The organism is Bradyrhizobium sp. MI1.11, assembly GCF_055811255.1.
On record NZ_JBVVPM010000023.1, the window covers coordinates 1 to 13,754 of the forward strand.

Annotated in this window: 7 protein-coding genes and 4 pseudogenes; 2 read left to right on the forward strand and 9 right to left on the reverse strand. The window is 57.7% G+C overall.

Annotated elements, in window-relative coordinates; genetic code table 11:
• Positions 1–201 (reverse strand): transposase (locus AC0L30_RS22395; protein ID WP_473405241.1); only part of this gene is annotated, 201 nt, incomplete at its 3' end.
• 99 nt (positions 202–300) lie between these two features.
• On the opposite strand from AC0L30_RS22395, the pseudogene AC0L30_RS22400 reads away from it, so the two are divergent.
• A pseudogene (locus AC0L30_RS22400) lies at positions 301–723 on the forward strand (integrase core domain-containing protein); the annotation flags it as partial.
• A 504-nt stretch (positions 724–1,227) separates the two neighbouring features.
• Here AC0L30_RS22400 and AC0L30_RS22405 read toward each other — a convergent pair.
• The 5 genes and pseudogenes from AC0L30_RS22405 to dctA form a co-directional block, all read right to left on the reverse strand.
• Positions 1,228–1,617, reverse strand: a complete 390-nt coding sequence (locus tag AC0L30_RS22405; protein WP_473309149.1) for an IS4 family transposase — start codon at positions 1,615–1,617, stop codon at positions 1,228–1,230.
• Between the two features lie 14 nt (positions 1,618–1,631).
• Positions 1,632–2,642: an IS4 family transposase gene (locus tag AC0L30_RS22410; protein WP_473309150.1), complete on the reverse strand. Its 1,011-nt coding sequence runs from the start codon at positions 2,640–2,642 to the stop codon at positions 1,632–1,634.
• A 557-nt stretch (positions 2,643–3,199) separates the two neighbouring features.
• Positions 3,200–3,610, reverse strand: coding sequence for a hypothetical protein (locus AC0L30_RS22415; protein WP_473309151.1), 411 nt, complete (start codon positions 3,608–3,610; stop codon positions 3,200–3,202).
• 636 nt (positions 3,611–4,246) lie between these two features.
• Positions 4,247–4,414: pseudogene (locus AC0L30_RS22420) on the reverse strand (GntR family transcriptional regulator); the annotation flags it as partial.
• Between the two features lie 342 nt (positions 4,415–4,756).
• A complete protein-coding gene (gene dctA, locus AC0L30_RS22425) occupies positions 4,757–6,070 on the reverse strand; it encodes a C4-dicarboxylate transporter DctA (protein WP_473309153.1) in 1,314 nt (437 codons plus the stop codon).
• Positions 6,071–6,517: 447 nt separating this feature from the next.
• On the opposite strand from dctA, the gene AC0L30_RS22430 reads away from it, so the two are divergent.
• Positions 6,518–7,228, forward strand: a complete 711-nt coding sequence (locus AC0L30_RS22430; protein WP_473309154.1) for a hypothetical protein — start codon at positions 6,518–6,520, stop codon at positions 7,226–7,228.
• 175 nt (positions 7,229–7,403) lie between these two features.
• On the opposite strand, the pseudogene AC0L30_RS22435 reads toward AC0L30_RS22430, so the two are convergent.
• From AC0L30_RS22435 to AC0L30_RS22445, 3 genes and pseudogenes are all read right to left on the reverse strand, one after another.
• Positions 7,404–7,823: pseudogene (locus tag AC0L30_RS22435) on the reverse strand (TlpA disulfide reductase family protein); the annotation flags it as partial.
• 5,104 nt (positions 7,824–12,927) lie between these two features.
• Positions 12,928–13,176, reverse strand: a pseudogene (locus tag AC0L30_RS22440) (tyrosine-type recombinase/integrase); the annotation flags it as partial.
• 77 nt (positions 13,177–13,253) lie between these two features.
• Positions 13,254–13,508 (reverse strand): hypothetical protein, encoded by a 255-nt coding sequence (locus AC0L30_RS22445; protein ID WP_473309152.1) that lies wholly within the window; start codon positions 13,506–13,508, stop codon positions 13,254–13,256.
• Positions 13,509–13,754 lie beyond the last annotated feature (246 nt).

Below are 13,754 nucleotides of genomic sequence, written 5' to 3' on the forward strand. Positions count from 1 at the left end.
CTTCAGCTTCCCGTTCTCTTCCTCAAGCTGACGCAGCCGCTTCATCTCCGAGGGCATCAAGCCTGCATACTTCTTCCGCCAGTTGTAGAAGGTTGCCTCGCTGATCCCGGCCTTGCGGCAGACCTCGGCCACCGCCGAGCCGTCTTCAGCCTGCTTCAGCACGAATGCAATCTGCGCCTCTGAAAACTTCGATGCCTTCATGGAATTCTCCTCTCCCCCTCAGGGGATCATAAGTGGAAAATTCCAGTTCAAACTGGCCTAATTTGGCGGGGGCACGTCAATCCCACGACGGAAGCCAGAATGATCGTGTCCGACCATGGCACCGAGTTCACAACGCCATGCTTGCTTGGAGCAAGGACGCGGCCATCGACTGGCACTTCATTACTCCCCGAAAGCTGATGCAGAACGGCTTCGCTGAAACGTTCGCCGGGGGCGGATGCGTGACGAGTTGCTCAACGAGCCCCTGTTCTTGTCGACGACGCCCGCACCAAGATTGCCAATTGGGTCGCCGACTACAATCTCCAGCCTCCCCACTCGTCGCTGATATACCTGACCTCCGCGGCCTACGCCGCCCACCTCACCGCAACGGATCATCGGCTGCGCAACCCGGACCAGCTCCGCCGATCGTCCGTTGCTCAACCCGCGCCACTTGGCGTACAAAACCCCGAGACTCTGACTGCCGCTGACCGAAAGTTCAGTGGCAGGTCACCTTGGCGTCAATGATGACGGCCCTCATCAAGCCATCGCGGTTGCCGCGCGCCCACTTCAGAATTTGCTCCGTTCACGCGTGAAAATGGGACTGCGCAATGAATCCATCACGCAAGAAACGGACTCGTCGTGCTCCAAGTAAACCCTACAGGCACGCCACTCGAGCCGGTTGGCTCCTACGTGGGTCCTCTAGAAGCGCGCGTATGCGCGCTGCGATCTTCCGTGCCTCCTGAGGCCCGGGGTCCAGCTTCACGCAATCGAGGATGTGTAGTACCGCCTGGGCCTCCTCAGCATTAAACGTCGCGACTTTTCCGATCTGCCAGGCTCAAAGACTGATCGGCCGCCCGGGCCTGATTGGCTGCAAGCACCGCAAGCGCCTGCGACCGCAGTGAGGTGATATGTCGCTCGAACGTGTGCATTCCGTTGGGCCTGCCAGGTGGCGCCGCAAGCGATAATGGCCAGCCCGTCCTCGAAGACTGAGGCTGCCCACCTTTGCTCCGTATCCGTCCGGTGAAGCTTTCAATTACCCACAAATTCTCCTCCGACCAAGGCGCCTAACGCGATGTCGGTGAGGCGCGACAGCCCGCGCCACATGACCGTGTTGCCAGGGGGCGGATCGCTGGCGCGGGCGAGATAACCGCCGAGCCGGGCGACCTTGATCAGATAGTGCGACAGCGTTTTCCGTCTTGCTTTTGGTCTGTCGTTCACGAGGCGATCGAGCACGCCGATTTCAGTCGCGGTCAATACGAGGGTTGGCGGTGCATCTGGGGCGGAACGGTTGAGCATCGTCATCCAGAAGACCCGCCAACTCAGGATGCAAAAAAGCGAGATCAGATTAGTTAGACGCTGGGCGGTCCAAAGCTTTGACTCCTCAGCTTTGCAGCCTGATTTGAGTATCTTGTGAAACACCTCTATCTTCCATCTCAAAGCATACCATTCGAGCTTCTCAATGGCGTCGGTGCGGGAGCTAACAGGTAGATCTGGATCAGCTTCCACTCAATTTTCTTTCTCTTCTTCGGCGCCACGCGCTCTTCGGCGTGGATTACCGTTAAGGTCAACGCGGGATAGCGCTTCTGTTTTCCGATCGGCGGCAGGACGCGAATCTTGCGATATCTGATCTCGAGGACGGCTTCATCAGGATCGCCGTTGTTGTCTCTGACGTGGATGCGATGCCGTCCTTTGACGGCGACTTCGTCCATTTCGTCAGCGATCGTGTGATCTCCATCCCCAGCCAAACGATCAACGCAAGTCCTGATCACGAAATGCGTTCCAGCTTCTCGAGCCGCGCAGAATAGCTCATAGATATCGCTCTCGCGATCACCGACATGGACGCATCGTCCCGGATCGCCCAACAGCTCCGTGGATTGCCGGACATTGTCCAGCCAGCGAATGCTCTCCTTCTTCTCGATGGGAACGCGCGTCGGATTAATCTTCTTCTTGAGCGCGGCGGTCCCTTTGAATTTCTTCCGGGTCCAGACTTTGACGGCGCTCAGTCCAAGCGGCAGCCCTTCAGTCGTCACCGCCAGGTTCGAGTGCATCAGGATGCCGCAAACCGTGTGCGATCTCAGGCGGCCCGCCTTGTCCCGGCCGCTGTTTATGCTCTTCGTGATTCCGATCGCGTCTGAGTTCTCTCTTTGATAGCTGAACTCGGTCGTATCATGGAGCACCAGAACCGGACCGCCGGCGGCAATCGAGCGCTCATGCGTCGATTGAAAGTGGCCAGCCAGAATGTCCGCTTCGCTGACCCGGTCGTTGGAGAAAAAACGATACGCAGCCTTGGTGTTGGCCCAGTCCTGGCACACCAGCGGAATACTTTCGCCCATGGCGCTCCCGATCTGCGCTACCAGTTTGCGGAGCCGCTTGTTCAGGCGCTCGTCGGCAAGGCTGCAGCCAGCGAGCTCGCGATCAAACCATGCATCGGCTTCTTCGTCCATTGGCACCGCCCCCTGCGAATCGGTGCCAGACAAGGAATCACGGCCGATTCCTGCGATGCAATGGTTTGTGCGCTCCCTCAGCCCGTTCGACTAAATGTGGGTAATTGAAAGCCGGTGAAGGCCGCCGTCTGGCCTTTTCCAGAGCGGTAGTTTGAATTTTTGCTGGCTTTTCGTGAACGTGGGCTCCAGAATCCTCCCATTTGAACTCCATTTCTTGGGGAAGGCTCTGCGTGAATGCAGAACGCAGCAGAGCCCGCGTACGTGAGCGAACAGCCGTTGTAACATCCTGCATCCAAATTCAAGATAGCCATTTACGGTGTAGGTCAAGGTCTATGCAGTGGGAAAGGCGGAATCAAAGAAATGTTAGCGGCCAAGCGGTTGTGAAAGCCTCGTCCGCCCCTCAACAAAAACCGCGCGCTGCTCGCTGCGATTGGCTTTCGGACGACGCTGAGCTCGCACCACCGAAGCGCATTTCCAAGTCGTTGCGGAAATTGCGGGCCGCTCCATTGTGCTCGAAAGCAGCGTGTAAAGCGCACGTTGCGGACCGACAGGAGCTGCTACGCGGCCTTGCTTTGGCCACCCTCGACCACGGTAAACCGGGCGCGCCGATCCGCCGGTGACGCCGGTTGCTCGCTCTGCCCGCCAACTTCCGCTATGTCTGATAGTGATGGATCTACTCGGACGGAGTCCGGCGCGGTCGCTTCCCCCGTCGATTCGATACCCCGCACCGTGGCTCTGGCGCTCTCTTCCATGATCTCAAGCGCAATCGCACCCTTCGCCGTCAACCGCCAGCCGAACGAATATCGCTGCACGAAACCGAGCGAGAAGATGTCCAGCGAAGGAAACGCGGCACCAAGGCGCTTGCTATACTCCGCCCAATCCGAGCCGCAGGTCGCGAGAAATGCGAGGTCGCGCTTAATGTCCGGAAGCCTAGCCAACCCGTTCGGGCAGCTGGCAAGCACCTTCATTATGGACGCTTGGAAATTCACAACCGCAACCCACACCAAAACAACAAGGCCATTCTGCCAGCGATGCACTGCCCAAAGCAACCACTTCCAAGTCGCTGTGCGGTTGATCCGGCTGTTTTTAGCTATCGGGTCGGGGTTTGCCCTGAATTCCCGGCGCCCGAAGGTCGAAGAGCGGTTTCTTCCATTCTCGTGAGCACCCGTCCAAGGATAACGATTCCTCAGGTTCCACAGGCCGACCGCTGGTCAAGGGTCGCATCGTGCCCAATGGCGATCGCAGTCCGAATGGTCGACTATCGATCCCGTTTTCGATTTGTTGATCAGGCGTTCAGCCGGATCGGCGCACGCTTAACTCTGAATGCCGCGGCTCCGTTTGCGGCGTCCTCGATAAGATCAGGGTTCGCAGCAGCTCATCATTTGATGACCGGCGTTGCTCGCGCGCCGCCTCGGCAGCAGTCCTTGAATCCCTCCGCAGGCCGCGTCCGCCCCAAGCTCGGCGTCTTGGAGAGTGGGGTGGGCTCGAACCACCAGCCTCCTATTCAAGAGAGAGGGCGCTCCAATTCCGCTTTGGCGATCCAAGCTAAGTTCCTAATGAGCTCTTTGTTGGCCGCAAAATGCTCCAGCTCCTGCCGTAACTTGTCAAATGTTCTCAGGCGCATCGCCGCTGTACTGTTTACCAAAGCGATCATCGATATAGCGCCTGAGTGCCGCAGCCGCGTTCAGCATATGGGCGCGCATCCGCCGCGCTGCCGTATCGCGGTCACCCTCCGCAATCACCTGCATGATGGCCTCATGCTCGTCTCGGAACGGCGAAGGCCCGATGTCGCAGTTCGTAAACTGATGGACTGTGACCTTCGCCACAGGGTTCTCCCGCTGCCTGATCCTCGGGTTTTGGTCTACGATGGGTTCGCCATGCATGACCATCACCCGATCGGGCGATCCTGGCTACTACGCCTAGATCATGCGTGATCTAAATGATGCTTATAAGGGAACGGTCGAGCCGGCTCGCTTTCGAAATCGAACGCTTAAGCGGAACCATTGGTCTGTGTGGCACTTTCGAATAAAACGAATGTCTCCACCGGATGGTCGCCTGCTACCAGTCAGGATTGAACGGTACGGCTTTGTTGGCCCGCGGCATTCGTCAGCGATCTAGGCTGAGCTCGCACATTTATTTAACTGCGCGTGTAGCGAAATATTATCGAGTTCGCCTTCCCACCAGGACACAAACACCGCGGCAATACCGTTCCCGATGATGTTGGTAAGCGCACGCACCTCGCTCATGAACTTATCGATCGAGAATACGATCGCAATGCCAGGGACAAGTTCAGGACTGACCACAGTCAAGGTCGCGGCCAGGGTGACAAAGCCGGCACCGGTAACACCGCTTGCGCCTTTCGAGGTGAGCATCGCCACAATGAGTATCGTGAGCTGCTGGCCGAAATTGAGATCGACCCCGAGCGCTTGCGCGATGAACAAAGTCGCCAACGTCATGTAAATGTTCGTCCCATCCAAATTGAAAGAGTATCCTGTCGGCACCACTAGGCCAACGACCGCCTTCGAACAGCCGAGCCGTTCCAGTTTTTCCATCAACTGCGGCAGCGCGCTTTCGGACGACGATGTTCCGAGCACGATCAGCAGCTCATCCTTGATATACCCGATGAACTTTAGAATAGAAAAGCCTACCAAGCGCGCGATCAGGCCAAGCACAATGATCACAAAGAGCCCGGCTGTCACATAAAACAGGGCAACCAATCCGAGGAGTTTACCGAGCGCGGACGGTCCGAATTCGCCGATAGTGTAGGCCATGGCGCCGAACGCCCCGATTGGCGCTGCCTTCATTACGATCCTAATGACTCCAAACACCGCTTGCGCAGCATCGTCAACCAGACCGCGCATCCGCTCCCCCCCCTCCCCCAGCGCCATGAGCGAGAACCCGAATAGGATGGCAAACAGTAGCACTTGGAGCACGTCACCTCGGGCCAAGGCGCCAACTACACTATCCGGAATGATATTGAGGAGGAACTCGACCGTCTTCTGCGCTTCCGCCGTCTTGACGTAGTTGGCTACGGCCGCGGCATCCCCCTTGGGAGCGAGCCCATGACCGACCTGAGCGAGATTGCCCATCACAAGACCCAGGATGAGCGCGAAGGTTGATACGATCTCGAAGTAAAGTAGAGCTTTGACGCCGACTCGGCCGACCTTTCGTGCATCCTGAACATGCGAAATTCCGGAGACAACAGTGCAGAAGATGATCGGCGCGATCACCATCTTGATCAGCTTGATAAACCCATCACCAAGCGCTTTGATCCAGCTACTCGTCCCCACAGCGGGCCATAGCCAGCCAACGAGAATGCCAATCAGGATCGCTATGAGTACCTGGACGTAAAGCACTTTGTACCAGGACCCAGATTTCCGGAACAGGGCGGCGGCTTTGGCAGAGCGGCGCTGGCGCTGATTGTACATCATGCTCGACCCGGCGCCGTGCTCGCAAAGAGGCTCATTGAAGGTACAGCTTCGCTCAGTGTTCCTTCACCGGCGGGCGCAGGGGAATCTGACGGCTCCGAACAGCACAGTCCGGAGCCACGGACTGGCGCCTCTCCCGAATCGGCTTGCCGTCCAAGCGGAACGAAGTTCTGAACCGCTTCCAACAGCAGCGATAGAAAGTTGAGAAAGCTTCCTTGAGAGCTGGAAAGCATCAGCGTCACCACCCATTTCTATCTTTTTAGTTGTTCGAAGATGCCATCCAGCATCTTCTAGGACGTCAATCTTAGCAGCCGCCGACCATCTTCACTTCAGCAGGCACTCTCGCCGCTATCGCGTCGGAGGGACCGTGACGGCCACATCGCCTTTATTGGCCATCCGACGCAGCTCGATTATGCCTTGCCCAAAGTTCTGAACGGATCCTGGGCAATGAGCGACGAAGCCAAAGCGCTGGATGCGGAAAGGATAAACACGGGCCGACGCAGAAAGCGTGAACTATCGCAGAAGAGAGCTCTGGTGGAGCCGATCTTTGCCAGACTTGAGCCCGCCATGAAGAGAAAGGATTGGTCGACAGCCCTTTCAGCTATCGAGGAGGCCCTCGCGGCGATGCCGGACGAGGTCACCTTCCGTGGGCTTCACGCGGAATTGTTGCTTCACAAGATACGCGACCTGGGGGCTGGCCTGCCGGTGTTGCGCCAATTAGTTCGCGACGCGATCGAGAAGAAGTCCGTGGTTTGGATGAGCGTCGCGATCCGCCAACTGTTCGACCCCGCGAAAGACTACTCCGATTTTCCACATGCGGAGCGCTTTGCCATGGGCAAGGAGCTCTCCGAACACATCGTGGCTGCGAATCCGCCCCGAGGCAGCGACGGCGCGAAGTTCCTGTCGTACGGGGCGGTCGCTCAGTACTATTACGAGACCGGTAAGAGGGACCGCGCGATCGAATTGGTCGAGGTGGCGCTGAGATGGCTGGATGCAGCGCCTGCCTCGGATCTAGCGAAACGGGACGTCGTGCAGTGCTCTCTCCAGGCTTTGGCGAGCTACAGGAGTGAGAAGCTCTCTTACGAGGAGTGCTGTTCAGCCCCGCAAAACACGGCTCTCGAAAAACCGGAATCGAGATCGCCAAGTGAGGCAGCGTGAGCAATGCTGCTTGGCATGTCTTTTCGGCCTCGTGGTTTTGCGATCGAAATCGAAGCCTCTTGGGAATGTCCGGGCATTCACATGAAGTGAGGACAGGAGCCGCGAGCCGGTGAACGCAGGCGAGGCCGCACCACCATAAGTTCTTTATGGCGAATGTTTCCTCAAGGTTGGTCGCGACGACGAATGACGTGGGAATCCCGACAGAAAAGCTTGGATCCAGCCAAAGCTTGTTCATTTCGCCGGCGTAGTCGAATGCGATCGCATAGTTCAGATTTGACAAGCTTTTTGTCAACCAGGCGTCCAAGCTGGCTCGCGCTTCATTTTCCGTCGAAGCTTGTTCGTGAGCCGCGATGCCCACCACCTCAACTCCGTTGTTCCTGTATTTGTCTTGCAGGACCACCAGATTTGGCATCGAGGCGATACATGGTCCGCACCACGTCGCCCAAAATTTGAGGATATATACTTTCCCACGTTCGAACTTTCTAACGGGCTGGCCGCGTAGCCAGTTCTCCACTTTGATCGAGGGGGCCCGCGAACCGACGCTCAGCAGGTTCGCCGCACCGACTTGACTTGCGCTCTCAGTCAGACTGGTCATTGCTCAAATTCGCTTTACCTGGCTCTGCGGAGAAAATAGCAAGTCGCATGCCAGCCAGCGCTCATTGAAATTACGCATTTTTTGTATCATTCCTGTCGAGCTTGCGACGCATGTCGCATATCCGACCAGCTGCTTGGAGCTTCTCAGGCAATCAGTCGGTCGGAGGTTCTTGACGCGCCTGTTGACCGACGAGGCGGGAAGTCAGGTAGCGCAAGGTCGAGTTCACCACTCCACGTCCTGATCGGCTTCCAGGATGACCATTTCGGCGCTCGGGATCACGACGTGAACTGACCTGCTTTGGCCCGTCGACTTGCGCTTGAGTGCGATCTGAAATTTCCAATAACTTTTTGAGCCAAGGGGGATTGAGAGATAGTGTCCTTCCTTTGCCGGCCATTGCTCGAGAATTCACCCCGTCCCGTACTGGACGAGGAAAGCCCACCCGAAATGCAGAAGTTGAGCACCTGCTCATTCCGATCGATGGCCGCGTAAACAAAAGCATCCGTAGGCGGCCCGATCCAGGAAGCGCTCAAGAGCCGCCTGGACGACGACGCTCTCGCGCATCCCCGGGCGGTCAGCAAAATGCTGTCTGAAACTTGAACCGCTATCTTTCTGGTCCGCGGAGCTTCGCTTGGGCTCAGCTGCGCGTCCACCTCAGCTTCATTCCGACTTGAGCTCGGTTTTTTGCGGCGCTCGGCGCCAATCTGCATACTCCAGCTTGCTTCTCTCTGCGAAAGCATGATGGAGCTGCTGGCGTCGATCGCGCCGCGCTTTCTCAACCACTTCTGCTTCCCACGGAGAGCAGTCTGAGTCGCGCACACGACGCAAATTAAGAATCGCGCACTGGTCAAAGCGCCGGGAAACTGTTGCTCCAATGCTTCGGTGTTGCAGATAATGGCTGCAGATGCAGGTGTTTTGAAGCGGCCTGGACGCGGCTTCGTATCAATGTCGACGCGGGGACGCGCGATTGTTGCATTGAAAGATAGCTATCCGAAGAACTCTCCTTCTCCGCGCGGCCTTCGGGATACGCCGACCAAACCTTCTCGCGTTAGCGGCTTGCAGGCGACGCCTGAGCGTCTGCAGTTGCCCGAATAGTGCGATGAGCTCCTCGACCCGTTCACGCAGAATAGCCGAATAGTTGTAAACCTGACCTCGATTACTCATTACTGCCTCGAACAATGACTATTGAAACAATATGCAGGCCGCAACGGGAAGAGTATGCAATCGGAGGTAGGACCATACAAGCCCCAAAAGACGGTAGCGTGAACTTGGAAGGTCCCAGACACCAGAGGGGTTGTCGCTGCGCGTTCCTTTCGCCTTGTGTTTCGAGTCAGCTCCGTTCGAAGGTTCAGTCGATTGACAAGGCTGCGGGGGCGATGCTGCAATACAAGAACGGGCACACGCGCCGGCACCGGTGTGGCGGTTACTTCCCTACTGATGGGTCTGGTGCTCGCTCAAGAGGCGTGCGAGGCTTGCCCAGCCCCGTGGTCCCGGAGGGAGCCTCGCCACCAGCTGTGGTGCTCCCAACCCGCTCAAACGTCGTGACGAATGCCGCGACTATCACGGCAATCGCGAACAACAGGATCACAGGGTCGGGATTCCGCTCAGTACTCATGAGCAACTCCACTCAGGCGGCCCGGCAGCTGAGCAGCGCCCCAAATAAGCCGCGCATCGCGGCGTATCAGCTTTCGGTCGAGAGCTTCGGGCCCAGCGCTCTCCAAATTATCACGTGCGCTTACAAACCGCGAAGTTTATTGCAGATTCAAAATATTTGTTGGTCAAACCGGGGCGTTTGGTTCAGATGGGTTAGCGCCCCGAACAAGCGGGTGCTCCCGCGAAGCATCATGCCATGTCGGCTGAGTGTCCTGAGCGCCATCGGGGCTGAGGAGCATGGGCAGGTTTGCTGTCGTAACCCGCCAGCGCTGACGGCGCTGCTTCGACGGTTATTGAGGCAACTGCGGTTCCTGGATCCGGAGGCGGCACCATCCACCGCCCGCGAGCAGCACCACGTTTGCGATTGAGGAAGGCCGCCGATCCGAACGGAAGCTAAATCGAACGAAGGCGTGCCGCCCGATGTTAGAGAGGAGCATCCGCCCGCAATGGATGCGAGTAGACTGGCCCCAGCACGAATCAGCCCAGCGGCTGTGGTCTTTGTATGCCGCTGGTGTAGGCCCTGTTGCCCCTCTTGCCGCAACAGGACGTCGCAGCACGCGGCTCGAGGCATTCGCCTCCCGAAAAGCCTATGCTTGGGGCCCGCCTGATGCTCAACAGGACCTCGGACGGCGTATCGTTTTGCACCGTCTTCAGCACCCCATAGATCGGACGTCGGTTCGAGACCGCTTGCCGGCCTGCTGCTCACTATCCTTCCGGCGCTCCAATCAAGCCCGGCGACAGTCCAGTCTGACCCTGCCGACTTGGCTACCATTCGGGATCGTCGAAGCTGCCATACTCCCGCACGATGTACTCCCGCGTGAAGCCTGGGTAGCGACCGCACTTGGTCGTTCGTTCAAGCTGTGTGCCGCCGAATGAGCTTGACGAATGAGCCCGGCATTTGCGCCGGGCTGATCGCCAGTATGGTTCAGGTGCTGAGCAACGAACGAAGTAGAGAAGACCTTCGTGGTCCGTCGGTTCGGATTCCGACGTTGCATGCCCACTCGACCGCTTCGCATGCATGTTGCTGCACCCTTGATTAGGTCAAGCTGCGAAATCCGCGCGGCAATGCCGCATCAAGTGGCATTCGAAACTGATGTGAAGCGTGAAGCGAAAGTAGTTCCGTTTTGATGCTCTGACGGAACCTAATTGGATGCCATCAAAGGGCAAATTTAGTTATGTCCGATAATCATGATGACTCCACCGCAATGATAAAAAATATGATTGGGGAAAACAGAAGCAGGGAGTTTTGCGATGGAAGCTATGCGCCGCTTTCGCGCGATGGCGTTGCTATGCCGACAAGCCGCCGCGCGTGATCCCGAGAGAAGCTGGAAGCTGCTCGCGGAGGCAGAGTACTGGGAGCATCTGGCGGCTACAGCTCTAGCCCACTAAGCGCACGAATTAGCGATTGCTCAAATGTCCTGTTTTATCGTGGCTCTTTAATCCAAATTATATTCCGGGGCAGGTAATGACCAATATTCGCGAGGGCTACAGCTGTGCTGTTCTGCACGCACGCCTCCAAACGCTCATCGCCGAGCTTAGAGAGGTGGAGAAGCTTCGATATAGGCTTCGAATCGTAGGGGCGAGAACAATCGGCAGAAGACGGCGGGCTGGAGCGGGCAGCAGAGCAAGAGCCGTTTGGAGACCATGCTAGATGAACCCGAGCATTGATCCGCACCAGCTCATGCACGGCCCGGGCTGGGGCCTTTCTTTGCCTGGTACACAGCCCCCGAGTCTACCTTCCCCTCAACAGCGCAACAGCACAACTTTCCGAAGCACGCGGCTCGAGCTTAAGACGGAGACGATACACCCAACGCCATTAGCAGCACGCCTAACCAGGACGGCGCCCAGCCGCTTCCCTTAACGTCCACCTTTGTGGCGCGCGCGCCGGCCGGCATAGCGGGAGGCACCCAGGCAGCGACCGCTTCGGTAGCCGCTGGCGCGCCCGCGAGGACCTTCTCCAACTCGACTTGCCACGGGACGGAATGATCAGGCGTGACCTGGCCGGGCGGAAGATCGGTGACGGGTGCCGCCGGCATCAGGACGTCGTGCCTGTACCGAAAACGGAAGCGCGCGCTCTGCAGTTAATCCTAAACGCATACATGGCGCTCCTGTTGCGACGACGCAGCCCGCACATTTCGCGCATTGGGAAACAGCGGGGGCAGCGGATCGCGCTCGTCCCTGTAACGAAAGTGTAAGTGAACCAAAGGCACACAACGGCGAGCGATACAAGATGGCGGGCCTACGGCGTAAAGAATGAGAAATAGCCGGGCACGGGGAGGCCAATCTCTTCCCAAAATCCTGGCCACCTATTCGCCTCGCCGGTGCAGCGGCAACCGGAGTTTGTGCACTCCATCCAGTCATAGATAGCCACGAGACGAGCTTGCCATTTGTACGCTGTCTTGGGCTGCAGGGTCACGGCTGTTGCCCCTACAAGTCGAGAGCAATCGTTTGGAAGACATCCTGCTACGGGAGACGGTATATTGGGTTGATACGTAAACTGTTCGTGCCCTTCTCTGATTTCGAATTCGACGATCCCCCTCGGCGGGCAAATATTGGGCGAAGGATCTGGATCGCCGCCTACTCGCAGAACTACTCGATTGGTCTTTGCGGTGCCCGCCCAAGGAATCTGTGTCCCATCATGGCTCATTTGCTCCACAGACACATTTTTCGGCTCGTGCCTTAAGAGGGTAATCCCGAAAAAAAATCTTTGCCGTTCAAGCAATTTGGGCGCATCCGCCGACCGGCGAGGTTGCTCGGCGAGAACCGGCCAGCAGCCAAGTGCGACTAGCGAGAGTAAGATTGCTATGGAAAACGGCTTAACGACAGCATGCCCTCGAAGCATTTTTTGATCCTTCTCGACAAATTGGATCGACAACAACTGAAGCTAGGAAAATCCACGGCCCAAAAGCCACGCCTATCCTATAACGATGATCGTGCGACAACCAATGGGTGTTTTTATCGCAGAGCAGCATCTGTTGCAGCGCTTTGAGGTTTCATCAATGTCAGCCGCTGGGGGCCGTGGCGTCAACGCGCTCTGTGAACGCTGACAGCAAACGACCACTATGAGTGCGGCCATCATTACTGTGACGCTGCGAGGGCAGCGGACAACGGCGGTCGCGTTGTCTTATTGTGCGGAAATTAGATGTGTGCGGGTCCAACCAGCCTCGCCCGAGGAAATGTAACAATCGGTAGAAATTTGGAAAGGGGGCGCGACGAGATGTCTACGCTAGTATGTGCTTATGAGCGACGAACCGAAGTTTGACCTGCTGCCCAGACCGCCTTCGTTCGCCGACGAAGCGGTAATCATTGTACAGGCGACTACAGGCCGATACTGTTCGAGTGGTACAAGTTCGTGGGCAGTTTGAACGTGGTCGTTGCCCACATACAACGCGAATCGCCCGCCTTCAGACCGATCCCTGACAAGCAACTCGTGGGCCTGCTGAAGCGGTGTGCTCGTCTTGCCGGTCGTCAGCACAATCGCGTCCTCGCCAACATGAGACCAGGACAAACGCAGCAAGTCGCCTAGGCGCAAGCCAGTATGCCCGGCCAGATCAACGGCGTGGGCGATTTCGGCAGAGCAGGCCTTCCAGATCCGCGCGACGTCAGAGTCTGTCCAGATGATCTCCGAACGATCGTTGTTGTAGAGGTGCTTAATGCCTTCACAGGGGTTGCCTGCGATCTTGCCGAGCTCGACGGCGTGCGCACCCGCGGGCTTCTAGCGCTGCGGCGCCAGCATTCACGCGCCGTCTGAGTGCTGGCTTACGCATCTGCTCACGCATTTCAGCAAACCATCTGAATGGTCGCATTTTGAAACAGAAGTTCTTGGCGGATAGCTTCGTGCGCAAGCCTGTGATCCCCGACAGTCCAGCCGCCGCTGGCAGGCACCAAATTGAACAGCGTGCCTGAGATTAGATTGAAGGATCTTGCGTCGGCGAAGGTCTTGGAGGTGATCTTTCGGCGATGAGGGAATCGGTCGGTCGACCTCAGCATCTTGACGGCTTCCCCAACCACATCTTCGAATACTAGCGAGATCATACCCGTTCCCCCAATCCGCGGTCGCCTGAACCGCATCCGCGGGCGGGTGTTTCCCGGTGGTAACGGTGATCTTGCCGGGTCGTGGTCGAGTAGCTCAGCCATTTGGCTTCGCCCTCACAGATCCGGGCAGGCGCACCCGGCTCTTCCCGAGGGTAACCCGCGTCATATCCGCGCCTGCGCCCAAGTGCGAGTGATGCGTGGAACGGGCAGACGGAAGCGTGCCGTCAGGGTCTCGAACTCCGACCA